The sequence below is a fragment of the Variovorax sp. GW823-FHT04B03 genome, from assembly GCF_058796495.1.
In genome coordinates this window covers 382,637-405,715 of the sequence record NZ_JBXAIT010000004.1, presented here as the reverse complement: position 1 = coordinate 405,715, position 23,079 = coordinate 382,637, and the positions used below count along the sequence as shown (strand labels likewise).

The 23,079-nt window shown below is 68.2% G+C and carries 18 protein-coding genes and 1 pseudogene; 9 read left to right on the top strand and 10 right to left on the bottom strand.

The genetic code is table 11. The features are described from left to right. The first annotated feature begins 13 nt into the window (after nucleotides 1-13). On the top strand, nucleotides 14-1,438 hold the full coding sequence (locus tag AC1RAD_RS19245) for an MATE family efflux transporter (protein ID WP_492736645.1): 1,425 nt from the start codon (nucleotides 14-16) through the stop codon (nucleotides 1,436-1,438). Between the two features lie 38 nt (nucleotides 1,439-1,476). Further along, nucleotides 1,477-2,184 carry an SDR family oxidoreductase gene (locus AC1RAD_RS19240; RefSeq protein ID WP_095746255.1) on the top strand — a complete coding sequence of 236 codons (708 nt, stop codon included), beginning with the start codon at nucleotides 1,477-1,479 and terminating at the stop codon, nucleotides 2,182-2,184. Between the two features lie 6 nt (nucleotides 2,185-2,190). On the opposite strand, the gene AC1RAD_RS19235 is transcribed toward AC1RAD_RS19240, so the two are convergent. The 5 genes from AC1RAD_RS19235 to AC1RAD_RS19215 form a co-directional block, all read right to left on the bottom strand. Next, nucleotides 2,191-2,517 carry a hypothetical protein gene (locus AC1RAD_RS19235; protein WP_095746254.1) on the bottom strand — a complete coding sequence of 109 codons (327 nt, stop codon included), beginning with the start codon at nucleotides 2,515-2,517 and terminating at the stop codon, nucleotides 2,191-2,193. Nucleotides 2,518-2,630: 113 nt separating this feature from the next. Continuing rightward, nucleotides 2,631-3,368 (bottom strand): aldolase, encoded by a 738-nt coding sequence (locus AC1RAD_RS19230; protein ID WP_492736644.1) that lies wholly within the window; start codon nucleotides 3,366-3,368, stop codon nucleotides 2,631-2,633. A gap of 44 nt (nucleotides 3,369-3,412) precedes the next feature. Beyond that, nucleotides 3,413-4,054, bottom strand: a complete 642-nt coding sequence (locus AC1RAD_RS19225) for a 2-dehydro-3-deoxy-6-phosphogalactonate aldolase (protein WP_492736643.1) — start codon at nucleotides 4,052-4,054, stop codon at nucleotides 3,413-3,415. Beyond that, entirely contained in the window at nucleotides 4,051-4,962 is a 912-nt protein-coding gene (locus tag AC1RAD_RS19220; RefSeq protein ID WP_492736642.1) for a 2-dehydro-3-deoxygalactonokinase, read from the bottom strand. The genes AC1RAD_RS19225 and AC1RAD_RS19220 overlap by 4 nt, the downstream gene beginning before the upstream one ends. A gap of 294 nt (nucleotides 4,963-5,256) precedes the next feature. Further along, nucleotides 5,257-6,996, bottom strand: a complete 1,740-nt coding sequence (locus AC1RAD_RS19215; RefSeq protein WP_056579196.1) for an IlvD/Edd family dehydratase — start codon at nucleotides 6,994-6,996, stop codon at nucleotides 5,257-5,259. 215 nt (nucleotides 6,997-7,211) lie between these two features. Here AC1RAD_RS19215 and AC1RAD_RS19210 point away from each other — a divergent pair, with 215 nt between their 5' ends. The 5 genes from AC1RAD_RS19210 (at nucleotide 7,212) to AC1RAD_RS19190 (ending at nucleotide 12,223) form a co-directional block, all read left to right on the top strand. Further along, entirely contained in the window at nucleotides 7,212-7,961 is a 750-nt protein-coding gene (locus tag AC1RAD_RS19210; RefSeq protein ID WP_062476018.1) for a FadR/GntR family transcriptional regulator, read from the top strand. A gap of 54 nt (nucleotides 7,962-8,015) precedes the next feature. Beyond that, nucleotides 8,016-8,567, top strand: coding sequence for a TRAP transporter small permease (locus tag AC1RAD_RS19205; RefSeq protein ID WP_223301408.1), 552 nt, complete (start codon nucleotides 8,016-8,018; stop codon nucleotides 8,565-8,567). Continuing rightward, nucleotides 8,564-9,865, top strand: a complete 1,302-nt coding sequence (locus AC1RAD_RS19200) for a TRAP transporter large permease (RefSeq protein WP_070062487.1) — start codon at nucleotides 8,564-8,566, stop codon at nucleotides 9,863-9,865. The genes AC1RAD_RS19205 and AC1RAD_RS19200 overlap by 4 nt, the downstream gene beginning before the upstream one ends. 61 nt (nucleotides 9,866-9,926) lie before the next feature. After that, nucleotides 9,927-10,937, top strand: coding sequence for a TRAP transporter substrate-binding protein (locus tag AC1RAD_RS19195; RefSeq protein WP_062476013.1), 1,011 nt, complete (start codon nucleotides 9,927-9,929; stop codon nucleotides 10,935-10,937). A gap of 86 nt (nucleotides 10,938-11,023) precedes the next feature. Beyond that, on the top strand, nucleotides 11,024-12,223 hold the full coding sequence (locus tag AC1RAD_RS19190; protein ID WP_492736641.1) for a mandelate racemase/muconate lactonizing enzyme family protein: 1,200 nt from the start codon (nucleotides 11,024-11,026) through the stop codon (nucleotides 12,221-12,223). A gap of 9 nt (nucleotides 12,224-12,232) precedes the next feature. Here the strand turns inward: AC1RAD_RS19190 and AC1RAD_RS19185 are convergent, their stop codons facing one another. Continuing rightward, complete coding sequence (locus AC1RAD_RS19185) at nucleotides 12,233-13,282, bottom strand: endonuclease/exonuclease/phosphatase family protein (RefSeq protein WP_492736640.1); 1,050 nt, start codon at nucleotides 13,280-13,282, stop codon at nucleotides 12,233-12,235. A gap of 130 nt (nucleotides 13,283-13,412) precedes the next feature. Here AC1RAD_RS19185 and AC1RAD_RS19180 point away from each other — a divergent pair, with 130 nt between their 5' ends. Continuing rightward, nucleotides 13,413-14,801, top strand: a complete 1,389-nt coding sequence (locus AC1RAD_RS19180; protein ID WP_492736639.1) for a hypothetical protein — start codon at nucleotides 13,413-13,415, stop codon at nucleotides 14,799-14,801. A 199-nt stretch (nucleotides 14,802-15,000) separates the two neighbouring features. On the opposite strand, the gene AC1RAD_RS19175 is transcribed toward AC1RAD_RS19180, so the two are convergent. After that, entirely contained in the window at nucleotides 15,001-16,803 is a 1,803-nt protein-coding gene (locus tag AC1RAD_RS19175) for a DEAD/DEAH box helicase (protein WP_062476001.1), read from the bottom strand. A gap of 294 nt (nucleotides 16,804-17,097) precedes the next feature. On the opposite strand from AC1RAD_RS19175, the gene ettA reads away from it, so the two are divergent. Next, complete coding sequence (ettA, locus tag AC1RAD_RS19170; RefSeq protein ID WP_062475998.1) at nucleotides 17,098-18,759, top strand: energy-dependent translational throttle protein EttA; 1,662 nt, start codon at nucleotides 17,098-17,100, stop codon at nucleotides 18,757-18,759. Nucleotides 18,760-18,834: 75 nt separating this feature from the next. On the opposite strand, the pseudogene pabB reads toward ettA, so the two are convergent. The 3 genes and pseudogenes from pabB to AC1RAD_RS19155 all read right to left on the bottom strand — a co-directional run bounded on the left by pabB (nucleotide 18,835) and on the right by AC1RAD_RS19155 (nucleotide 23,051). Further along, nucleotides 18,835-20,591: pseudogene (gene pabB, locus AC1RAD_RS19165) on the bottom strand (aminodeoxychorismate synthase component I). 24 nt (nucleotides 20,592-20,615) lie between these two features. Then, entirely contained in the window at nucleotides 20,616-21,995 is a 1,380-nt protein-coding gene (locus AC1RAD_RS19160; RefSeq protein WP_062475995.1) for a TAXI family TRAP transporter solute-binding subunit, read from the bottom strand. A 27-nt stretch (nucleotides 21,996-22,022) separates the two neighbouring features. Beyond that, on the bottom strand, nucleotides 22,023-23,051 hold the full coding sequence (locus tag AC1RAD_RS19155) for a P1 family peptidase (protein ID WP_062475992.1): 1,029 nt from the start codon (nucleotides 23,049-23,051) through the stop codon (nucleotides 22,023-22,025). Nucleotides 23,052-23,079: the final 28 nt, after the last annotated feature.

Below are 23,079 nucleotides of genomic sequence, written 5' to 3'. Positions count from 1 at the left end.
GCCGGAGACCCGCATGACCACCCCCCAACAAGCGAACGGCGACCTCGACCCGCGCACGCGCCGCCTGCTCGAGGCGCCCATCATTCCCACGCTGCTGCGGCTGGCCGCGCCCAATGTGCTCGTGATGCTGGCGCAGGCCTCCGTCGGGCTCATCGAAACCTACTTCGTCGGCAAGCTCGGCACCGACGCGCTCGCCGGCATGGCGCTGGTGTTCCCCATCGTCATGCTGATGCAGATGACCTCCAGCGGCGCGATGGGCGGCGGCATCGCGTCGTCGATCGCGCGTGCGCTGGGCGCGCGCCGCCGCGGCGACGCCGACGCGCTGGTGTGGCACGCGGTGGTCATCGCGATCGGCTTCGGCCTGTGCTTCACGCTCGCGCTGCTGCTGGGCGGGCGCTGGCTGTACGGCGTGATGGGCGGCACCGGCGCCGCGCTGGAAGCCGCGCTCACGTACTCGAACTGGGTGTTCGCGGGCGCGGTGCTGGTGTGGCTGTTCAACTCGCTGTCCGCGATCATCCGCGGCACCGGCAACATGGCGGTGCCGGCCAACGTGACGGTGGTGGGCGTGGTGTTCCTCATTCCCGCATCGCCGCTCCTGATCTTCGGCATCGGGCCGTGGGGCGGCATGGGCATTGCGGGCGGCGCGCTGGCGCTCCTGCTGTACTACCTGCTGGGCTCGCTCGCGCTCATCGCCTACCTGCGTTCGCCGCGCAGCCTGCTGCGGCCCACGCTGGCGGCGTTCCAGATGCGCTGGCCGCTGTTCCGCGACATCCTGCGCATCGGGCTGGTGGGCACGGTGTCGACGGTGGCGACCAACCTGTCGATCGGCATCGCCACCGCGCTCACCGGCCACTTTGGCGCGGGCGCACTGGCCGGCTACGGCACCGCGTCGCGGCTCGAGTACCTGCTGGTGCCGCTGGTGTTCGGCCTCGGCGCGCCGCTGGTCGCGATGGTCGGCACCTGCATGGGCGCAGGGCTGCGCGAGCGTGCGCTGCGTGCCACCTGGGCTGGCGCGGCGCTGGCCTTCGGCATGGCCGAGGTCATCGGGCTGGCCGCCGCGCTGTTCCCGCGTCCGTGGCTGATGCTGTTCGGCCACGACCCCGTGATGCTCGAGACCGGCGCACACTACCTGCGCGTGGTGGGGCCGCTGTACGGTTTCTTCGGCGTCGGGCTGGTGCTGTACTTCGCCTCGCAGGGTGCGGGCCGGCTGCTGTGGCCGATGCTCGGCAACATCGCGCGGCTCGCCGTGGCGGGCACGGGCGGCTGGCTGGCGCTGCGCTGGGGCGGCGGGCTCACCGGCGTGTTCGCGGCGCAGGGTGTGGCGCTGGTGGTGTACGGCATCGTCATTGCCTCGGCCATCGCGGGCGGTGCGTGGTTCGGCCGTGTCGGCTGGCCGCGCACGACCCAGGGGCTGCTGCGCCGCGTGGCGCAGGCCTGAAGCGCTCACTTTTTCTTTTCATCAACGAAAGGTTCGCCATGCAGATCAAGGATTCCGTCGTCTTCATCACCGGCGCCAACCGGGGGCTCGGCCTGGCGTTCGCCAAGGCGGCACTCGCGGCCGGTGCGCGCAAGGTCTACGGGGCCGCGCGCGACCCCAAGAGCATCACGCTCGCGGGCGTCGTGCCCGTGGCGCTCGATGTCACGCAGCCCGCGCAGATCGAGGCCGCGGTGCGCGCCTGCGGCGACGTGACGCTGCTGGTCAACAACGCGGGCATCTCGCGCGGATCGAGCTTCCTGGGTTCGCCCGACGCGGTGGCCGCGGCGCGCGCCGAGTTCGAGACCAACTTCTTCGGCCCCTGGGCGCTCACGCAGGCCTTTGCGCCGGTGCTCGCGTCGAACGGCGGCGGTGCGGTCCTCAACGTGCTGTCGGCCCTGGCCTGGACGACGTTTCCCGGCGTGGCGACCTACAGCGCCACCAAGTCGGCGGCCTGGTCGCTGAGCAACGGATTGCGCAACGAACTGGCGGGACAGGGCACGCAGGTCACGAGCTTGCACGTGGCGCTCATGGACACCGACATGGCGGCGCGCCTGCCCGGCCCCAAGACCTCGCCCGACGACGCTGCGCGCCAGGCGCTGGCGGGCGTGGAAGCGGGGCTGCCCGAGGTGCTGGCCGACGAGGTCACGCGCCAGCTCAAGCAGAGCCTGTCGACCGAGCGGCCCGCGTATGCGAGCCCGCCGGTCTGAAGTGCGTCAATAGCGGTAGGGGTTGTTCGGGCGGCGGTCGTAACGGTTGGGCACACCGTCGCCGTCGTTGTCCCGGCGGCCGTGGCGACGGCCTTCCCAATCGCGGCGGCCGTGGTCGTAGTAACCGTGGCGACGCGGACCGTCGTAGTAGCCCGGGTGGTAGTGGCGCGGGGGCGGCGGCGGGGCGTAGTAGTGATGGCGCGGCGGTGGCGCTGGTGTCACGTACACCTGGGCCTGGATGAACGGGCCGCCGGCCTGGGCATGGGCCGGCGCGGTGAGGGCGGCCAGCGACAGCAGGGCGGCAGCACCGAAGGCGAATGTCAGCTTTTTCATGGCGACTCCTGGGGAGTGATTGCGATGCCTCATCGTCGCGCCATTATGTGAAGTTCTTGTAAGCCGGAAGCGAAATCGCATGAAGAGCTGTAAGCCGCTGCGCTCACGCTTTTTCAGCGTTTCGGGGCCGGCAGCATGCGTCGCAGGGCTTCGAAGAACAGGTCGGACTGTTCACGTTCGCCCTGGATCTGCGCCGCCACATGCGCGGCCAGCTTGGCGTTGACCGGTACCAGCGGGCGCCCGGTCGATTGCGCGATCACCTGGTGCAGGCAGGCGCGCTCCAGGTAGTACAGGTCGTCGTAGGCGTGGGCGATCGTGCCGCCCGCCACGATCACGCCGTGGTTCGCGAGAAAGGCCACGTCCTTGCCGGCCATGGCGCGCGCGATGCGCTCGCCCTCGGCGTCGTCCAATGCCAGGCCGTTGTACTCGGCGTCGATGGCGATGCGGTTCATGTAGCGCATGGCGTTCTGGCTGGCGGTGGGGTCGAGCGCGCGGTCGACCGTGAGCGTCAGCGCCGTCGCGTAGGGCATGTGGCAATGCAGCACCACGGCGTGGCCCGTGAGCCGGTGCACCGCGCCGTGGATGAAGAGGGCGGTGGGCTCCACGCGGTGACGGCCCGCCAGCACTTCGCCGTGCACGTCGATCAGCACGATGTCGTCGGGACCGATCTCGCTCCAGTGCAACCCGCGGGGGTTGATGAGGTAGCGGTCCTGCGCGCCCGGCAGCAACACGCTGAAATGGTTGCACACACCTTCGGACAGCCCGTGGTGGGCCGCGGCGCGCAGCGCGAGCGCGAGGTCTTCGCGCAACTGGCGCACGGCGGGGCTGGCGTATTCGGAATCGGCGGACATCGCGGGGGTCTCCTTCTTTCTTGTGGTGAGTGGGTCTTGTCGGATCAGGCGCGGACCAGCCCGGCCCAGGCGGCCACGAAGCGCTGCGCGTCCTCGCGCACGGCGGCGGCGGTCTTGCCGGGCTTGTAGAGCGACGAGCCGATGCCGAAGCCGGCCGCGCCGGCCGCGCGCCACGCGCCCATGTTGTCGGGCGCGATGCCGCCCACGGGCATCACGGGCGTGCCGGCGGGGAGCACCGCGAGCAGGGCCTTGACCACGGCGGGCGAGGCCAGCTCGGCCGGGAACAGCTTGAGGCCCGTGGCGCCGGCCGCGAGCGCGCCGAAGGCCTCGGTCGGCGTCATCACGCCGGGCAGGCAGACCATGCCCAGTCGCGCGGCCTCGGCGATGACGTCGGCGTTGAAGTTGGGCGACACGATCAGCTCGCCGCCGGCCGCATGCACCTCGCGCACCTGCTTCGCGTCGAGCACGGTGCCCGCGCCGACCAGCGCGTTCGGAAAGCGCTGGCGCATCAGCGCGATGCTCTCCAGCGGCTGCGGCGAATTGAGCGGCACTTCGAGCAGCCGGAAGCCGGGCTCGACGATGGCGTCGCCCACATCGGCGGCTTCGGCGGGCGAGAGGCCGCGCAGGATGGCCACCAGCGGCAGGGCCTGCATCGCGGCGTTGAACTTATCGAGGGGCGTGGTCATGGGGCGGGTGTCCTGTCGGTGTCGAGGAAGCCGGACAGCGTGTGCAGTCCGGCCCAGGTGGCTTCGGCGCCGAGCGTGCGCGTGGCGACGCCGGTGGCGCGCAGGGCCAGGGTGTAGCGTTGGGTGAGGGTGGAAGAGCCGATCAGCACGACCTCGCCGACAGCCTGTACCGATTGCGTGCGCAGCTCTTCGCCGATGAGCAGGCCCGACAGGTAGCTCGACAGTTCTTCCTTGGGCATGCGCTCGAACAGCGCGAGCGTGCGCGTGCCGAAGGCGTTGTGCAGCAGGCCATGGCCGTTCTCGGAGCGCGTCACGCCTTCGAGGAACGCGGCTTCGTCGAGCGGCGCAGCGGCATCGAGCGTGCGCCCCAGGATCGAGTGCTGGCTCAGCAGCGCGTAGAACTCGCCCGTCATGTAGGTGCGAAAGCCCGCGACGCGGCCCTTCTTGACCGTGGCCCATTTGTTGTGGGTGCCGGGCAGCACGAAGACGCCGTCGTCCAGGCCGGTGATCGTCATGGCGCCGAGGATCTGCACCTCTTCGCCGCGCATCACGTCGGGCACGCCGGCGTGCTCGTCGCTGAGGCCGGGAACGATGGCGATGCGCGCGCCGGGGATGGCGTCTGTGGCGATGATGCTGCGGCCTACTTCGACGCGGCCTGCGGGGCAGGGGCAGTAGGGCGCTTCGACCCAGCCCTGTTTGCTGCCGGCCATGCCAGAGATCAGGCAGCGCGTGTCTGCCAGGCGCATCCAGTCGCCGAACAGCGACTCGAACACGGCAGGAAAGCCGCCCTCGGGCACGGTGAGGATGCCGCGGGCGTCGCTGCGTTCTTCGATGACCTGTCCGCTCGGGTCGAGCAATGCACCGCGTAGCGAGCTTGTGCCCCAGTCGATGGCGATGAGTCTTTTCATGTCTGTCGTCTGTTGCGTTTCGAGAGTCGGTTCGGGGCGCGTGCCCAGGCCACCGGGTACTTCCCTCCGCGAATGTCCCCCGCCTTCGGCTCCTCCTTGATTTCGCTGCGGGAAGCACCCAGTGCCCTGGGCACTGGAGGCGCGGTTGTTGTGCGTGCCGATCAACGACTGCAGTGAACAACGCTCACGTCGATGGGGTGCCTTGCGCAGCGAAATCAAGGAGGAGCCGAAGGCGGGGGACATTCGCGGAGCAAGGTACCCCGTCGGCGGGAGCGCGCCCTGGATCTCTCCAAATCAGTGATTGTCTCGCGGCACAAAGGCCCCACGGCGACCACGCAGAAAGGCCAGGTCCGCTCCCTGGTCGGCCTGCAGCACCGTGTCGACGTACAGCTTCCAGTACCCCGAATCGAGCGGGGCCTTGGGCGCCACCCACTTCGCGCGGCGCTTCGCCAGTTCCTCGTCGCTCACATGCAGGTGCAGTTTGCGGTTCGGCACGTCGAGCTCGACGATGTCGCCGTCCTGCACCAGTGCCAGCGGGCCGCCCGCAGCCGCTTCTGGTGCGGTGTGCAGGACGACGGTGCCGTAGGCCGTGCCGCTCATGCGCGCATCGCTGATGCGGACCATGTCGGTGATGCCCTTGCGCAGCACCTTCGGCGGCAGCGGCATGTTGCCCGCCTCGGCCATGCCGGGGTAGCCTTTGGGGCCGCAGTTCTTGAGCACCATGATGCAGTGCTCGTCGATGTCCAGGTTCTCGTCGTCGATGCGCTTGTGCAGGTCGTCGGCGCTTTCGAACACCACCGCGCGGCCCTTGTGCACCAGCAGCTCGGGCGTGGCCGCGCTGGGCTTGATGATGGCGCCGTTGGGCGCGAGGTTGCCGCGCAGCACGCAGATGCCGGCCTTGTCCTTGAAGGGCTCGGCCTGGGTGCGGATGACCTGCGGGTTGTAGTTCTCGGCGTCCTTCACGTTCTCCCACACGCTCTGGCCGGTGACGGTGAGGATGTCTTTGTGCAGGTGGTCGGCGATTTCCTTGATGACCACGGGCAGGCCGCCCGCGTAGCAGAAGTCTTCCATCAGGAACTGGCCCGAGGGTTGCAGGTTCACGAGGCAGGGCAGGTCGGCGGCGAGGCGGTCGAAGTCGTCGAGCGTGAGCTCGACACCCATGCGGCCCGCAATGGCCAGCAGGTGGATCACGAAGTTGGTCGAACCGCCGATGGCCGCGTTGACCTTGATCGCGTTCTCGATCGCCTGGCGCGTGAGGATCTTCGACATGTTCATGTCTTCATGCACCATGTCGACGATGCGCCGGCCCGCCTGGCGCGCCAGCACGTTGCGGCGGCCGTCGACGGCAGGGTAGGCGGCGTTGCCCGGCAGGCCGATGCCCAGCGACTCGACCATGCTGGCCATGGTGCTGGCCGTGCCCATCGTCATGCAGTGGCCGTGGCTGCGGTGCATGCAGCTCTCGGCCTCGAAGAAGTCCTGCAGCTTGAGCGTGCCGGCGCGCACCTGCTCGCTCATCTGCCACACGCCGGTGCCCGAGCCCAGCTCCTGGCCGCGCCACTTGCCCGAGAGCATCGGGCCGCCCGAGACGCCGATGGTCGGCAGGTCGACGCTGGCCGCGCCCATCATCAGCGCGGGCGTGGTCTTGTCGCAGCCCATGAGCAGCACCACGCCGTCGAGCGGGTTGCCGCGAATGCTTTCTTCGACGTCCATGCTCGCGAGATTGCGATACAGCATGGCGGTGGGGCGCAGCAGCGTTTCTCCGAGCGACATCACGGGGAACTCGAGCGGGAAGCCGCCCGCTTCGTACACGCCGATCTTCACCTGCTCGGCGAGCGTGCGGAAGTGCGAGTTGCAGGGCGTGAGTTCGCTGAAGGTGTTGCAGATGCCGATGACCGGGCGACCGTCGAACTGGTCGTGCGGCACGCCCTTGCCCTTCATCCAGCTGCGGTAGATGAAACCGTCGCGGTCATGGCGTCCGAACCACTGCTGGCTGCGCAGTTCGCTGGCGGGCTTTTTCTTCGGGGCGTTGCTCATGGGATGTGTCTCTTCGTCGTTGATGCTTTGCGGAAATCCTCAGGGTTTTTCCTGCGGGACGCCCGTTTCAATCATCATATGATAAGCGTGACGAGCTGTCGCGCATTCAGGGTTTTCGAGTGGCCGGCACAGGCAGGAGCTGCCTGAATCCGGCCCCGATACGGGCAGGCAAACAGGCACCGGACACCACCAGAACCACACACCCACAGGCAGGCATGATCAAGAACGTTCACGGCAACACGGTCGACCGCATCGGCAGCGACATCGTCGCGGGCCGCTATGCGCCCGGCGCGTCGATTCCGCCGGAGCCGCTCTTGTGCGAAGAGCTCGGCGTGAGCCGGACCGTGGTGCGCGAATCGATCAAGTCGCTGATCGCCAAGGGCCTGGTGACCAGCGGCCCGAAGGTGGGCACGCGCGTGCAGCCGCCCGACCAGTGGAACTGGTTCGACGCCGACGTCATCGTGTGGCAGACGCAGGCGGGCCTGTCGGCCGAGTTCCTGCGCGACCTGCAGGACCTGCGCCGCGTGGTCGAGCCCGCCGCGGTGGCGCTGGCCGCCCAGCGCGCCACCGCCGAAGACATCGCCGACATGGAGGACGCCTACGCGGGCATGAAGCGCGCCATCGAATTCGGCGGCGACTACATCACGCCCGACCTGCGCTTTCACCAGGGCCTCATCCGCTCCAGCCACAACCGCATGCTGGTGCAGATGAGCCGTGCGCTGGGCGCGTTGCTGCGCACCAGCTTCGAGATTTCGACCACCCGCAAGAACGGGCCCGCGAGTTCGCTGCCGCTGCACCGCGCGGTGCTCGACGCCGTCATCGCACGCGATCCGGCCGCGGCCGAGAAAGCCGTGCTGGTGCTCATCGACGGTGCGCGCCACGACATCGAGACGGTGCTGGCCTCGCGCAAGAAGATTCCGCGCATCAGCCGCCCGGCCACGCAGCTGAAGGCCTTCCCGCTCTAGACGCGGCGGCCGCGCAGACATCCCATAACAACACTGGAAAGTCAGGAGACGCAGATGCTGATGCAAAGGGCTATCGACGGATTTTTTCGCCTGCTGGAGTTCCTCGTCGTCGTGTGCATGGTGGCGATGGTCGTCATGGTGTTCGGCAACGTGGTGCTGCGCTACGGTTTCAATTCGGGCATTTCGGTGTCGGACGAGATGTCGCGCTACTGCTTCATCTGGCTCACCTACATCGGCGCCATGGTGGCCATGCGCGACGGCGCGCACCTGGGCGTCGACACGCTCATCAAGCACCTGCCGCTCATGGGCAAGAAGGTCTGCTTCTTCCTGAGCCAGTCGCTCATGCTGTTCTGCAACGTGCTCTTCTTCATGGGCACCTACGAGATGCACGAGCTGCAGGTGACCAACATCTCGCCCGTGGTCGGCATCTCGATGATCTGGGTCTACGGCATCGGCTACGTGGTGTCGGTGGTGATGGCCCTCTTCAACATCGACAAGCTCTGGCGATTGTTCAGGGGCCGGGTGCCCGACCAGGAGCTGATCCAGATCATGGAATCCGAAGAACAGGTGCTCGACGCCGCCGCACACGGGAAGGTGGCGCAATGACTGTCACGATCTTCATCGTCTCCCTGCTCGGCGCCATGGCACTGGGCATTCCGATTTCGTACTCGCTGCTGGTGTGCGGTGTCTCGCTGATGGGCTGGCTGGCCTACACCGGCGGCCTGCCGGCCTTCGACAGCCAGATCATTGCGCAGCGCTTCGTCGATGGTGCCGACAACTTCCCGCTGCTCGCGGTGCCGTTCTTCCTGCTGGCCGGCGAGTTCATGAACGCGGGCGGGCTCAGCCGGCGCATCGTGAACCTGGCGATGGCCTGGGTCGGCCACTACCGCGGCGGCATGGGCTATGTGGCGGTGCTGGCCGCGATCATCATGGCCTCGCTGTCGGGCTCGGCCGTGGCCGACACGGCCGCGCTCGCCGCGCTCCTCATCCCGATGATGAAGGCCGCCGGCTACCAGATGAACCGCTCGGCCGGCCTCATTGCCGCGGGCGGCATCATCGCGCCGGTGATCCCGCCGTCGATCGGGCTCATCGTGTTCGGCGTGGCAGGCAACGTGTCGATCACCAAGCTGTTCCTCGCGGGCATCGTGCCCGGCATCCTGATGGGGCTCGCAGTGGGCGTGGCCTGGTGGATCGTGGCCCGGAAGGACAACGTGAAGTCCTCGCCACGCGTGCCCTGGGGCGAGCGGCTGAAGGTCACGGCGCAGGGCAGCCTGGCGCTGGCGCTGCCGATCATCATCATCGGCGGCATGAAGTTCGGCGTCTTCACGCCGACCGAAGCCGCCGTGGTCGCGGCCGTCTATTCGCTCGTGGTGGGTCTCTTCATCTATGGCGAACTCAAGGTCAAAGACCTGTACCGCCTCACGCTGGCGGCCGGCAAGACCACCGCGGTGGTGATGTTCCTCGTGGCTGCCGCGATGGTGAGCGCCTGGCTCATCACGGTGGCCAACATCCCGACCGAGGTGGTGTCGCTGCTGGAGCCCTTCCTGGACAACAAGACGCTGCTGATGTTCGTGATGATGGTGCTGATCGTCATCGTGGGCACCGCGCTCGACTTCACGCCCACCGTGCTCATCCTCACGCCGGTGCTGATGCCCGTGGTGCTCAAGGCCGGCATCGACCCGGTGTACTTCGGCGTGCTGTTCATCATGAACAACGCCATCGGCCTGATCACGCCGCCCGTGGGCACGGTGCTCAACGTGGTGAGCGGCGTGGCGCGCATCTCGATGGACGATGCCTTCAAGGGCGTGATGCCCTTCTTCATCGCCCACCTGGTGGTGCTGTTCACGCTGGTGTTCTTCCCGCAGCTCGTGACCGTGCCGCTCCAGTGGTGGATGGGGCGCTAGTTCTTCTTTTTTCCTGTCAGTCAGTTCGTTCAACCAACCCCTCGAATCGAAGGAGACAAGCATGTTGTTTCGCAGAACCCTGATGACCGCCGCCCTCGTGGCCGGCGGCCTGCTGGCGTCGACCGGCGCCCTCGCGCAATTTGCCGAACGCACGATCAAGTTCACCAACGGCGTGAACGAAGACCACCCCGTGGGCGTGGGCGTGAAGAAGATGCAGGAAGTGCTGGCGGCCAAGACCGGCGGCAAGATGAAGATCACGGCCTTCTGGGGCGGCGCCGCGGGCGGCGACCTGCCGGCCACGCAGGCGCTGCGCGCCGGCACGCAGGAAATGGTGTGCACCTCGAGCTCGCCGCTGGTGGGCATCGTGAAGGAACTCGGCGCCTTCGACCTGCCGTTCCTGTTCGCCAATGAGAAGGAGGCCGACGCGGTGCTCGACGGCCCCGCGGGCGAGTACTTCAACAAGAAGCTCGAAGCCGCCGGTCTCGTGAACCTGGCCTACTGGGAGAACGGCTTCCGCAACCTCACCAACAGCAAGAAGCCCGTGGCCAAGGCCGAGGACTTCGAAGGCGTGAAGCTGCGCGTGATGCAGAACAACATCTTCCTCGACTCGTTCAAGACCCTGGGCGCCAACGCCGTGCCCATGGCCTTCGGCGAGGTGTTCACCGCACTGGAGACCCGCACCATCGACGGCCAGGAGAACCCCTTCGTGACCATCGAGACCTCCAAGTTCAGCGAGGTCCAGAAGTACCTGAGCGTGACGCGCCACGCCTACACGCCCTTCCTCATCCTCTACAGCAAGAAGCTCTGGGACCAGCTCAACCCGCAGGAGCAGGCGGTGCTGCGCGAGGCCGCGAAGGAAGGCCAGAAGGTCCAGCGCGAAGCCAACCGGGCGCTCAACGAGAAGTCGCTCGCCAGCCTGCGCAAGACCATGACGGTGAACGAAGTCTCGGCGGCCGAACAGAAGCGCATGTTGGAGAAGGTCAAGCCCGTGTACGACAAGAACGTGCCCAACATCGGCACGGAAGCCGTGGGCGTGGTCACCGACGCGCTGAAGAAGGCGCGCGGGGGCTGATCGAGGCGTTCGGCCATGCGCTGAATGTGTGCAAGAGCCGCGCGGCACCCGCCGCCGCGGCTTTTTCTTTTTGCGGAATCCTTGTCATGAAAATCACGCAGCTCGAAACCATCCGCCTTGGCGAATTTCCCAACATCCTGTGGGTGCGCCTGCACACCGACGAGGGCCTGGTCGGCCTCGGCGAAACCTTCATGGGCGCCGAAGCGGTCGAGGCCTACCTGCACGAGTGGGCAGCGTTCAAGCTCCTCGGCACCGACCCGCTGCAGATCGAGGCGCGCAACCGCGACATCACGGGCTACCTGGGCTGGCGCGGATCGGGCGTGGAAACGCGCGGCAACTCGGCCGTCGACATCGCGCTGTGGGACCTGTTCGGCAAGGCCGCCAACATGCCGGTGCACACGGCGCTGGGCGGCAAGAGCCGCGATGCGATCCGCATCTACAACACCTGCGCGGGCTACCAGTACATCCGCAGCGCCACCAACCAGACCAGCTCGAACTGGGGCCTGGCCAACAACAACGGGCCGTACGAAGACCTGCAGGGCTTCCTGCACCACGCCGACGAGCTGGCCGAGTCGCTGCTGTCCGAAGGCATCACGGCCATGAAGATCTGGCCCTTCGACCCGGCGGCGGAGAAGAGTCACGGGCAGTACATCAGCAACGCCGATCTCGACACCGCGCTCGAGCCCTTCCGCAAGATCCGCAAGGCGGTGGGCGGCAAGATGGACATCATGGTCGAGTTCCACAGCCTGTGGCGCTTGCCGATGGCGCAGAAGATCGCGCGCGCGCTGCAGGAGTTCGACACCTTCTGGCACGAAGACGCGATCCGCATGGACAGCCTCGACCTGCTCAAGCAGTACGCGAAGGACTGCCAGGCGCTCGTCTGCGCCAGCGAGACGCTGAGCTACAAGTGGGGCTTCAAGGACTACCTGCAGACCGGCGTCGCCGGGGTCGCGATGCTCGACCTGAGCTGGTGCGGCGGCCTCACCGAGGCGCGCAAGATCGCCGCCATGGCCGACGCCTGGCAACTGCCCGTGGCACCGCACGACTGCACCGGGCCGGTGGTCTGGGCCGCGTCCACGCACCTGAGCCTGCATGCGCCCAATGCGCTCATCCAGGAGAGCGTGCGCGCCTTCTTCACCGGCTGGTACAAGGAGCTCGTCACCGAGTTGCCGAAGGTCGAGAACGGGATGATCAGCCTCAACGACAAGCCTGGCCTGGGCCTGGAGCTGCTGCCCGACCTGCACAAGCGCGCCGACGCGATCGTGCGGGTGTCGAAGGCGGCGTAGCGCCGTTCGTCAGCGGTTGTCGTCGGTGCGCAGCCGCAGCAGGGCGCGCACGAAGCCGTGGTCCGAGCGCGAGCGGTCGCGCCCTTCGTGCAGGTGGTCGTTGAAGTAGTCGACGCGGCGCACGTCGCCCAGGCTGTGGCGGCTGCTGGCAACGAACTCTTCGCTCACCAGGATCTGGTCGAGCACGTCCGGAAAACCCTGGTGGATGTGCGAATAGGCCACGTCCTTCTTGAGTGCCGACTCGCCTTGCATCTCGTAAGCGTTGAACAGCGCCACGTCGCGCGCGGCCTTGTCGTAGGCCACCTCGGAGGTGGCGGCCACCAGCTGCGTGGTCACGCTGTGCGGGTTGTCGTTGAAGTCGCCCATCACCACCAGCGGCACGTTGGTGCCCTGCAGCAGGTCGATCACGATGCAGCGCAGGGCCGCGGCCTCGGCGCCGCGCATCAGCAAGGAGCGCAGCGAGGCCATGGCGCCGATCTTGCGGTCGTCGCGGTCTTCCAGGTGGTTGCCTTGCGCGTCCTGCAGGAACTTGGGGCGCTTGGACTTCAGGTGCACCGTCAGCACATGCACCTGTTGGCCGTGCTTCATGCGCACGGTGGCCAGCAGGGGCGGACGCTCGAAGCGTGTGTGCGGGCCGATGCCCGGCACCTCGACACCGAAGCCCGCGGGAAAGTCGACGAAGGACTGCACGCTGTCCACCTGCAGCCGCGTGACGATGCCGACGCGCGGCGTGCCCTGTGCGCCCGGCCGCCCGGGCGTGCCCGGCGGGCTCGCGGGCGGTGGCGAGTTCTCGGCGCCCGGCACCGAGACGAAGTCGTAGCGCAGCCCGCTGCGGCCGATGGCGGCCTTCAGCGCGGCCTCGTCCCACACCTCCTGCACCGCGAGCACGTCGGCATTGAGCGCGTGGATGCGCTCGCCGATCCAGTCGATCTTGCGTTCGTATTCGCGCTCGTTGTAGGCGTCCTGGTTCTCGTAGTACACGCGGTTGGGGTTCGCGAGGTTGAGAAGGTTGCAGGTGGCGACGAAGAGCGTGGCGTAGTTGGGCGGGATGTATGGCATGGAAACGCGATTGTGTCCCGGGTTAGGATTTCAAGCTGAGGTGCGCCCGCCATGTCGTCCATGTCATTCGATGGCGAGGCCGGCCGCAAGAAACAACAACGAAACCGGGGAGCCGCCCAGCGCGGAATGCATGAAGCTCATCCATATCACCACCTGCGCTGTGGCGGCGCTGCTCGTTGCGGGCTGCGCGTCCAGGAGCCATCCGTCGATGTCCTTCGGCGGCAGCCTTGTCGAACACAGCCTGCTGCGCGTCGAGGACCATGTGTCCTTTGCCCTGGAAGATGGGCCCGAGACGCGCAACTTCACTGTCGCGTGCAATGCGCCCCAGGCGTGGTTGCTCTACTCCGATCTGCGCACCGGCCGCAGCTATCCGGTGACCGGCCGGCGGTATGGAGTGCGCAAGGAACTGGACGAGCGCCAGGCATTGGCCCTGAAAGCGCAGCCGGCGGTCGAACGCGCATGCCGCGCGACCCCGCCCGATTGGCGCGAGGTGCAACGCCGCGCAGACGGCACATTCACGCTCATCGACATCGCAAGCGTCGAGACCTCCGAGGGCGCCTTGCTCTTCTGGGGCGCGTTCGACTATCCGCGCATGGACTTCGACCTGCCTTACCGGGCACCCTTTGGGCAGAAGCGCGAGCGCTTCAGGCTCGCGTGCCCATCGCAATCCTATGCCCAGGTGAGCGGATTCGACATCGACGAGCGCGGCCGCGTCACGGACGGCCGGGTTGAAGGCGACAGGGCGAAGTCGTACACGGTCGGCGGCGACACGAATGCGGATTACAAGGCGCTCTTCAAAGCGGCCTGCAGCGGTGCTTCGGCAGGGCAGGCGTTGCCTGCCTTCACTTCTCGCGCCAAGGCGCTGCCTGATCCCGCAGGCCTGACGCCGCCGAGCCCGGCGGTGATGAAGGCTGTTTCCCAGCTGGGGCTTCCACCGGCGCCCAAGCGCCTGAAGCGCGTCGTGCTCGAAGGCACATGGACCCGCGACGGGAAGACGACGCCGACCCGCAATGAGCTCCAGATTGCGCCGGACGCGACAGCTTCCATGTTCCGAACCCGGACGAAGACCGGCACAGGCCCCGCGGACGGCACGCGGTCGCAGACCGCTTCATTTCTGGGCCTGGTCGACTTGAGCAGCTTCGTCAACTTTCTTCCTGGCTCCGACACGATCAGCCAGGCCATGACCGATCTCACGTTGACGGGCGACTGGCAACGCATGGCCGTGGGCTCGGAGTTGCGCTATGAGACGAAGAAACTGAGCTTGTTCAGCATGATCGGCGGAGTGACCTACGACTACACGACGGTCTGCAAGGTCGTCGGCGTGAGCGCGGCTGCCGAGCTTCATCCTGCCCTGAGTGGCGACGCCAGGCGCCTGGAGTGCCGCATGCAGCCCGATTCGCTCGAACGGACCGACACCTACGTCTATCTGAACGACTACGGCTACGCCCTGCAGCTTCGGGAGGCCGCAGCCAAGCCGCCTTCAGAAGGCATCAGGAAGATCACTGCAGTCGAACAGTGAACGCGCAGCCGCGGCGCATCGGCGCACGCTGCTGCACAGCCTTGGTCTGGCCGTGGCCTGCGCAGGCGCGCTGGTTCCCGTGGCCCGGATGCAGGCGGCGCCGCCGCGCTGACGGCTGCTCCTGCGGGAGCTCAAAAGAAAAGGGCACCGAGGTGCCCTTTCTTAAATTTCCGGGTGGCGTGCCACCCGCGGTGTCTTGTCAGCGACCGAACGAACGGCCACCGCCGCCGCCGGAGCGGCCACCACCGCCACCGCCGTAGCCACCACCGCCACCACCCGAGCGGCCACCGCCACCCGAACGGTTGCCGCCGTAGCCGCCACCGCCGCCCGGACGGCCGCCGCGACCGCGACCACCCATGTGGTCGACGCTCGTGCGCAACGGGTCCGGCTGGCCGGCGCCGCCGCCTGCAACGGCTTCGGCGCGCAGGTGCGCGACCTGGTTGGCCTGCGTCGGGCTGTGGCTGTTGCCGTGATGGCGCGGTTGGCGCTCTTCGTGCGGTGCGTGGTGATGGGGCTGCTGCGGTGCGCGCGGCTGGCCTTGCTGCGGGCCGCGGCCCTGTGCGGGACGGGCTGCGCCCTGGCCGCGCGGGCCCTGGCCCTGGCCTTGGCCGCCACCGTTGGCATTGCGGCCTTGGCCGCCGCCACCCTGGCCGCCACCGCGGCGTTGACCGCCGCCATTGCCGCCGCCACCACCGCCGTTGCCGCCACCCTGGCCGGCCTTGTTCTCACGGATGCGCGACATCATTTCGGTGCGGGCGGCCTTGGCGGCTGCCTGCATGACTTCGCGGCTCGGCGGACGGCCGGCGCCGCCCCAGATCGTCTGGCGACCCATGGCGATCGGCTCGGCGCGTTCGCCTTCTTCAGGACCGAAGCCCTCGACCTTCTGCACCGGGATCGTCTGCTTCGTGAAGCGTTCGATTTCCTGCATGAAGCCTTCTTCGTCCAGGCACACGAAGCTCACGGCCTCGCCGCTCGAACCGGCGCGGCCGGTGCGGCCGATGCGGTGCACGTAGTCTTCGCTGACGTTCGGGATCTCGTAGTTCACGACGTGCGGCAGCTCGTCGATGTCGATGCCGCGGGCGGCGATGTCGGTGGCCACCAGGGCGCGGATGTCGCCGCTCTTGAAGCCGGCCAGCGCCTGCGTGCGCGCGCTCTGGCTCTTGTTGCCGTGCAGCGCCATCGCCTCGATGCCGTTCTTGGTGAGGAACTCTGCCACGCTGTTGGCGCCGAACTTGGTGCGCGTGAACACGAGCACCTGGCTCCACTTGTTCTCGTTGATGATGTGCGCGAGCAGCGCTTTCTTCTTGCCGCGGCCCACGGGGTGGATCACCTGCGTGATGCGCTGCACCGTGGTGTTGCGCGGCGTGACCTGGATGCTCTGCGGATTCTTGAGCAGCGAGCCGGCGAGGTCGCGGATCTCGTCGCTGAAGGTGGCCGAGAACAGCAGGCTCTGCTTTTCCTTGGGCACCAGGGCCAGGATCTTCTTCACGTCGTGGATGAAGCCCATGTCCAGCATGCGGTCGGCTTCGTCCAGGATCAGCATCTGGACCTGGCTCAGGTCGAGCATGCCCTGCTGCTGCAGGTCGAGCAGGCGGCCGGGGGTGGCCACGAGGATGTCGACGCCCTTCTTGAGCTTGCTGATCTGCGGGTTCATGCCCACGCCGCCGAAGATCACGGTGGAGTCGAGCTGCAGGTACTTGCCGTAGGTGCGCACCGACTCTTCGACCTGGGCCGCGAGTTCGCGCGTGGGGGTCAGCACGAGGGCACGGATGCCGATGCCGCCGAACTTGTTGGTGGCGCTGCGGCTCATGGTGAGCTTGTGCAGCATCGGCAGGGTGAAGGCCGCGGTCTTGCCGGTGCCGGTCTGGGCGCCGCCCAGCAGGTCGTGGCCGTCGAGGACCACGGGAATGGCTTGCGCCTGGATGGGGGTGGGGGTGTCGTAGCCGTGCTCGTGCACAGCCTTCAAGATGGCGGGAGCCAGCTTCAGTTCGTCAAAATTCATTGTGGAAACAACAAGCGCCATACACGGCGCAGTGGCATCGGCCCGCCAAGCGTCGTTTTGGGGTGACGCCGAGCCAGTCAAGGCAGATGAAGGTCAGGGGTGGGAGCCGGAAGACCCGCGGTGATTTGGGGTTTTCTTCGTCCCCGGCAGAGAGCCGGTTTGCGGGCAACTGGACCCGGCAACGAGGACTATTGTCGCATGAGTCGATAATCATGGGTTCGCCGCGCCCGGATCACTGTCCGGACGACCGTGCTTTTACGCAAATCCCAAGCTACCCAAGGTAATCATTCACAGATGGCTCAATACGTCTATTCGATGAACCGCGTCAGCAAGACCGTGCCGCCCAAGCGGCAGCTCTTGAAGGACATTTCGCTCTCTTTCTTCCCCGGCGCCAAGATCGGCGTGCTCGGCCTGAACGGCTCGGGCAAGTCCACGCTGCTCAAGATCATGGCGGGTGTGGACAAGGAATTCGAGGGCGAGGCCCTGCCCATGCCGGGGATGACGATCGGCTACCTGGAGCAGGAACCCAAGCTCAACGCCGAGCACACGGTGCGCGAATCGGTCGAGGAGTCCATGGGCGCGGTGTTCGCGGCCAAGGCGCGCCTCGAAGAGGTCTACATCGCCTACGGTGCCGAAGACGCCGACTTCGACGCGCTGGCGGCCGAGCAGGCCCAGCTCGAAGCCATCATCGCCACCGCCGGCACCGATTCCGAGCACCAGCTCGAAATCGCCGCTGACGCGCTGCGCCTGCCGCCGTGGGACGCCAAGATCGGCCTGCTGTCGGGCGGTGAAAAGCGCCGCGTGGCGCTGTGCCGTCTGCTGCTGTCCAAGCCCGACATGCTGCTGCTCGACGAACCGACCAACCACCTGGACGCCGAATCGGTCGAGTGGCTCGAAGTGTTCCTGCAGCGCTTCACGGGCACCGTGGTGGCCATCACCCACGATCGCTACTTCCTGGACAACGCCGCCGAGTGGATCCTGGAAATGGACCGCGGTCGCGGCATTCCCTGGAAGGGCAACTACAGCACCTGGCTCGAGCAGAAGGGCGAACGCCTGGCGCAGGAGCAAAAGAGCGAAGAAGCCCACGCCAAGGCCCTGAAGAAGGAACTCGAGTGGTCGCGCCAGAACCCGAAGGCACGCCAGGCCAAGAGCAAGTCGCGCCTGGCCCGCTTCGAAGAGCTGAGCGACATGGAATACCAGAAGCGCAACGAAACGCAGGAAATCTTCATTCCTGTGGCCGAGCGACTGGGCCAGCAGGTGTTCGAGTTCCACGGCGTCAGCAAGTCCTTCGGCGACCGCATGCTGATCGACAACCTGAGCTTCACCGTGCCGCCGGGCGCGATCGTCGGCATCATCGGCCCGAACGGCGCCGGCAAGTCGACGCTGTTCAAGCTGCTCGCGGGCAAGGAAAAGCCGGACACGGGCGAGGTCGTCATCGGCCAGACCGTGAAGATGGCCTTCGTCGACCAGCACCGCGACGAGCTGGCGTCCGACAAGACCGTGTGGGAAGACATCTCCAACGGCCTGGACATCATCAACGTCGGCAAGTTCCAGATGGCCAGCCGCGCGTACGCGGGCCGCTTCAACTTCAACGGCGCCGACCAGCAGAAGAAGGTCGGCACGCTGTCGGGCGGTGAACGCGGCCGCCTGCACCTGGCCAAGACGCTGATCGCGGGCGGCAACGTGCTGCTGCTGGACGAACCGTCGAACGACCTGGACGTGGAAACCCTGCGCGCCCTGGAAGACGCGCTGCTCGAGTTCGCCGGCACCGTGATGGTCATCAGCCACGACCGCTGGTTCCTCGACCGTATCGCCACGCACATCCTCGCGGCCGAAGGCGACAGCCAGTGGACCTTCTTCGACGGCAACTACCAGGAGTACGAAGCCGACAAGAAGAAGCGCCTGGGCGAAGAAGGCGCGAAGCCGAAGCGCATGCGCTACAAGGCCCTCAAGTAAGACAGGACGCGGGCGGCTTCGGCCGCTTCGACGACCAGAGCGCGCGGTTCCGCAAGGGGCCGCGCGCTTTGTCGTTCAGGGAACGCCGTGGCCGACGAGGTCCGCGTCGAGCCAGCCGCGCAGGCTGTTGACGAAGGCGAGGGCTTCGACGCACGGCAGGTCGTCCACGCGCACGACCGCCTCGGCCAGTTGCCCGTCGCGCAGGCGGCGCGCGCGCCCGATGCCGTCGAGCAGGCCGCAGTGCAGCGGCGGCGTGACCCAGCGGCCGTCGAGCCGCAGCGCGATGTTGCCGCGCGTGCATTCGGTGATCTCGCCATCGCGGTTCCACAGCAGCGTGTCGAACACGCCCGGCTCGGCGGGCGCGAAGGCTTCGTAGTGCGCGCGGCGCGTGGTCTTGAAGCGCGAGAACTCGCTGTCGGCCTCATCGAAGGCGCGCGCGGCCAGCTGCAGGCGCACGCGCGGTGGCGCAGCGTCCATGGCGAAGGCTTCGGCGCGCGCTTGGCCTTGTGCGTCGAGCAGCAGGCGCACGCGCCATGTGCCTGCGGCATGCGCGGTGCGCAACTGGTCCAGGCAGGCCGTCACGTGTGCTTCGTGCCACGGATAGCCGAAGTGCGCAGCCGCGTTGCGCATGCGGGCCAGGTGCGCGGGCGCATCGCGCAATGCGCCATCGGTCAGCGCCAGGGTTTCGAGCAGTTCGAAGGACGTCATGGTTGCGAAGATACCGCCGCGCCGAGAAAGGCACGCTTGTGCCGCCACTCGTCCCACTCCGCATCCGCCTGCGCATCGGCCGTGATGCCGCTGCCGATGCCGCAGCGTGCGGCGTTGCCGCGCAGCGTGACGGTGCGGATCGGCACGTTGAAGGTCGCGTGCCCGCCGGGCCGCACCACGCCCACGGCGCCGCAGTACACGCCGCGCGCGTCGGGCTCCAGCGCGCGGATCATGCGCATGGCGCTCACCTTCGGCGCGCCCGTGATGGAGCCGCAGGGGAACAGCGCCGCGAACAGGTCGGCCAGCGTCGTGCCTTCGCGCAGCCGGGCTTCCACGTCGGAGGTCATCTGCCACACGGTGGGCAGCGCCTCGGTGTGGAAGAGGCGCGGCACGCGCACGGAGAAGGGCTGGGCCACGCGCGAGAGGTCGTTGCGGATCAGGTCCACGATCATCACGTTCTCGGCGCGCTCCTTGGGCACGGTGCGCAGCCGCAGCGCGTGGGCCGCGTCTTCGGCGGGCGTGGCGCCGCGCGGCGCGGTGCCCTTCATGGGGCGCACGAGGATGCGGTCGCCGTCGCGGTCGAAGAACAGCTCGGGGGACACCGACAGCACCTGCTCGTCGCCGGTGTCGATGAAGGCGCCGTAGCCGTTGGGCTGCGCTTGCCTCAGCGCATGGAACCAGGCCTGCGCGTCGCCGTCGAAAGTGGCGCGCAGCGGCGCCGTGTAGTTGAGCTGGTACAGCACGCCGTCTGCGATGGCGTGGTGGATCGCCTGCATGTTGCGGTCGAAGGCTTCGCGCGACAGGTCGGCCGACCACGCGACGGGCGCCACGGCGGGCGCCGGCGCGTCGGGCCACGGCAATGCTGCGTCGTGCACGCCGAACCAGGCCAGTGGCCCGTCGGGCGCATGCACCTCGAACGCCGGATCGAACGCCGCGGCGGCCTCGTAGCGCAGGTGTCCGACACACCAGCGGCCTTCGCGGGCCAGCGCCTCGACGGCCTCCAGCACGGGGCGCACCTCGTGCGGGGCATGGGCGACCAGCACGCGCACCGGCGCGCCGAAGGCGGCGCGCAACCGGGTCGCCCCGTCGGTGCGCGGGTCGGCGAAATCGATCAGCGTGGACAGCAAGCGCGCGCCCGGGCCTTTTTGTCAGGTGGCCGCGCGGACCGGCGCAGCGGCGGCTGCCCCCGCCGAGCCCGCGAGTGCCCGCTTGCGCACCGCGTAGATGTTGTTGCGCAGGGCATAGAGCTCGTCGGCATACGACAGCGGCACGGCCACCTTGTTGACCACGCGGTCGAGGTCGTCGAGTTCTTCCAGCAGCTTGTCGCGCTCGGCCTGGCTCTGGCGCCCGTCCACCTTGGCCTCGATGTCGCGCAGCCGCGCGTACCAGCGGAACACGCGGCGGCGCACGCGGAACTGGTACAGCGGCGGGATCACGCGGCTCAGCGGCAGCATCAGTACCAGCACACCGCCCAGCACCAGCCACATGCGCTCGACCAGGTTGCTGGCCCAGAACGGCAGGTAGCGCTGCCAGAAGGGCGGCGTGCCGTTGATGGCGCGGTCGCCCTCGGGGCTCACGGGCAGTTCGCTGGTGCGGGTGTTGGGAAAGTCGCGCGCGCGGTTGAACCAGCCGGCGTCGCTGTGCACGGTCTGCGCGGCCTGCGCGAACAGCTGGCGCAGGGCCGGGTGGGTCTCGTCGCGCGACAGCAGCGAGGTGGTGGCGGCGAGCAGCGACACGTCGTGCAGCGGCAGGTCCTTCGACAGGTCGACCACGCCGCGCGGCAGCGACACGGCCGACAGGAACGGAAAGCGCCGCGTGTAGGCCTCGGCCTGGCCGAAGTCCATGAGCTGGATGTCGCCGGCGCGCAGCAGCCGCTGTACCTGCGGCGACTGCGGCGCAGAGAACAGCACGATGGCGTCGAGCAGCCCGGCCTGCAGCGCCTCGGCCGCGGCGGCCTGCTCGAGGTTCGACAGCAGCAGGTCGTCGGGCCCGAGCCGGTTGGCCTTGAGCAGCCGCTCCATGATCTCGGGCAGCCCGCTGCCGGGCAGGTCGACGTTCACGCGCAGGCCGCGCAGCTGCGTGAGCGAGGTCAGCGTGCCGGTCTTGCGGTCGATCTTCTGCGCGGTGTCGGTGCGGTAGAAGAGCCAGATCGGCTCGAAGAACAGCGCGCCCAGCGAGCGCAGGCCGGCCTCTTCGTCGGCCACCGGGTCGGCGCTGCCGCCGCGCACGAAGGCCACGTCGGCGCCGCCGGTGCGCAGCAGCTGCAGGTTCTCGGTCGAGCCCGAGGTGGCCTTGAGTTCGACGGTGATGCCGCTGTGCTTCAGGGCGTCGGCGTAGCGCTTGCCGAACTGCGCATAGGCGCTGCCCGTGGGGCCGGTGGCCAGCGTCACGTGCTTGGGCGGTTGCGGCTGCAACCACCAGTAGGCCGCAATCAGCAGGCCGATGACGATGAACACGATCGGGCCGGCCGAGGCGATCAGGTCGCGGATCGACAGCAGGATCAGCTTCAGGGTGCGGGGGAACGCCATGGGGTGCCTCGTCGTGCGGTGCGCGCGTCAGCCGCGCGGTGCGGCCAGGTCGGCGGCGCAGGGAATGTGCAGCTCGCCCACGGTCATCGCGCGTGCGGCGCGCACCGCGCGCACCGTGGCGATCGCGGTGGCTTCGGCGGCCATGGTGCTCAGCACGGTCATGCCGGGCGCATCGCCTTCGAGCGGCACGCGGCCGGTGGCCAGTGCGAACAGCGTGTCGCCGTCGCTCATGGTGTGCACCGGGTTGATGGCGCGCGCCAGACCGTCGTGCGCCACCATGGCGAGCCGGTTGGCCTGCACCTTGGTCAGCACCGCGTCGGTGGCGATCACGCCGATGGTGGTGTTGGTGCCCGCCAGCAGCGGCTTGGGCAGCTCGCCGCGCAGCAGCGCGCGGCGCGTGTCGAGCAGGGCGCTGCCGTCCTCGGTGCGCGCGCCGGCCACGGGCAGGGCGGTGTCGGGGTCGATCACGTCGCCCAGCGAATTGACCGCGATCAGCGCGCCGACCGTGACGCCGCCCACGGTGACCGAGGCGGTGCCGATGCCGCCCTTCATCGCGCGGTGCACGCCGAAGAGCTTGCCCACCAGCGCGCCGGTGCCCGCGCCCACGTTGCCTTCGGCGGGCGCGTCGGTCGAGGCGGCTTCGCAGGCGGCGTAGCCCGCGGCCGCGTCGGGGCGGATGCGCGCGTCGCCCATCGGCAGGTCGAACAGCACGGCGGCCGGCACGATGGGCAGGGTGCCGAAGCGCACGTCCATGCCGACGCCGCGCTCCTCGAGCCAGCGCATCGCGCCCTCGGCGGCGGCCAGGCCCCAGGCGCTGCCGCCCGCGAGCATGACGGCATGCACTTCCTGCACGAGGTTGCCGGGGGAGAGCAGGTCGGTCTCGCGCGTGCCGGGCGCGGCGCCGCGCACATCGACACCGGCCACGGCGCCGTCGCGCGCAATGATCACGGTGCAGCCGGTGGGGCGGCGGGTGTCGGAAAAATGGCCGACTTCGATGCCGGCGACGTCGGTGATGGCACCGGCGCGAGAAGAGGGGGAAGAAGACGCAGCGGACATGGCGGCCGATTATGGGACCGCGACCTTT

Excerpts from the sequence above, each read along its gene's own strand:
- AC1RAD_RS19245 (WP_492736645.1), top strand. The coding sequence starts at position 14 with ATGACCACCCCCCAACAAGCGAACGGCGACCTCGACCCGCGCACGCGC.
- AC1RAD_RS19240 (WP_095746255.1), top strand. The coding sequence starts at position 1,477 with ATGCAGATCAAGGATTCCGTCGTCTTCATCACCGGCGCCAACCGGGGG.
- AC1RAD_RS19235 (WP_095746254.1), bottom strand. The coding sequence starts at position 2,517 with ATGAAAAAGCTGACATTCGCCTTCGGTGCTGCCGCCCTGCTGTCGCTG.
- AC1RAD_RS19230 (WP_492736644.1), bottom strand. The coding sequence starts at position 3,368 with ATGTCCGCCGATTCCGAATACGCCAGCCCCGCCGTGCGCCAGTTGCGC.
- AC1RAD_RS19225 (WP_492736643.1), bottom strand. The coding sequence starts at position 4,054 with ATGACCACGCCCCTCGATAAGTTCAACGCCGCGATGCAGGCCCTGCCG.
- AC1RAD_RS19220 (WP_492736642.1), bottom strand. The coding sequence starts at position 4,962 with ATGAAAAGACTCATCGCCATCGACTGGGGCACAAGCTCGCTACGCGGT.
- AC1RAD_RS19215 (WP_056579196.1), bottom strand. The coding sequence starts at position 6,996 with ATGAGCAACGCCCCGAAGAAAAAGCCCGCCAGCGAACTGCGCAGCCAG.
- AC1RAD_RS19210 (WP_062476018.1), top strand. The coding sequence starts at position 7,212 with ATGATCAAGAACGTTCACGGCAACACGGTCGACCGCATCGGCAGCGAC.
- AC1RAD_RS19205 (WP_223301408.1), top strand. The coding sequence starts at position 8,016 with ATGCTGATGCAAAGGGCTATCGACGGATTTTTTCGCCTGCTGGAGTTC.
- AC1RAD_RS19200 (WP_070062487.1), top strand. The coding sequence starts at position 8,564 with ATGACTGTCACGATCTTCATCGTCTCCCTGCTCGGCGCCATGGCACTG.
- AC1RAD_RS19195 (WP_062476013.1), top strand. The coding sequence starts at position 9,927 with ATGTTGTTTCGCAGAACCCTGATGACCGCCGCCCTCGTGGCCGGCGGC.
- AC1RAD_RS19190 (WP_492736641.1), top strand. The coding sequence starts at position 11,024 with ATGAAAATCACGCAGCTCGAAACCATCCGCCTTGGCGAATTTCCCAAC.
- AC1RAD_RS19185 (WP_492736640.1), bottom strand. The coding sequence starts at position 13,282 with ATGCCATACATCCCGCCCAACTACGCCACGCTCTTCGTCGCCACCTGC.
- AC1RAD_RS19180 (WP_492736639.1), top strand. The coding sequence starts at position 13,413 with ATGAAGCTCATCCATATCACCACCTGCGCTGTGGCGGCGCTGCTCGTT.
- AC1RAD_RS19175 (WP_062476001.1), bottom strand. The coding sequence starts at position 16,803 with ATGAATTTTGACGAACTGAAGCTGGCTCCCGCCATCTTGAAGGCTGTG.
- ettA (WP_062475998.1), top strand. The coding sequence starts at position 17,098 with ATGGCTCAATACGTCTATTCGATGAACCGCGTCAGCAAGACCGTGCCG.
- AC1RAD_RS19160 (WP_062475995.1), bottom strand. The coding sequence starts at position 21,995 with ATGGCGTTCCCCCGCACCCTGAAGCTGATCCTGCTGTCGATCCGCGAC.
- AC1RAD_RS19155 (WP_062475992.1), bottom strand. The coding sequence starts at position 23,051 with ATGTCCGCTGCGTCTTCTTCCCCCTCTTCTCGCGCCGGTGCCATCACC.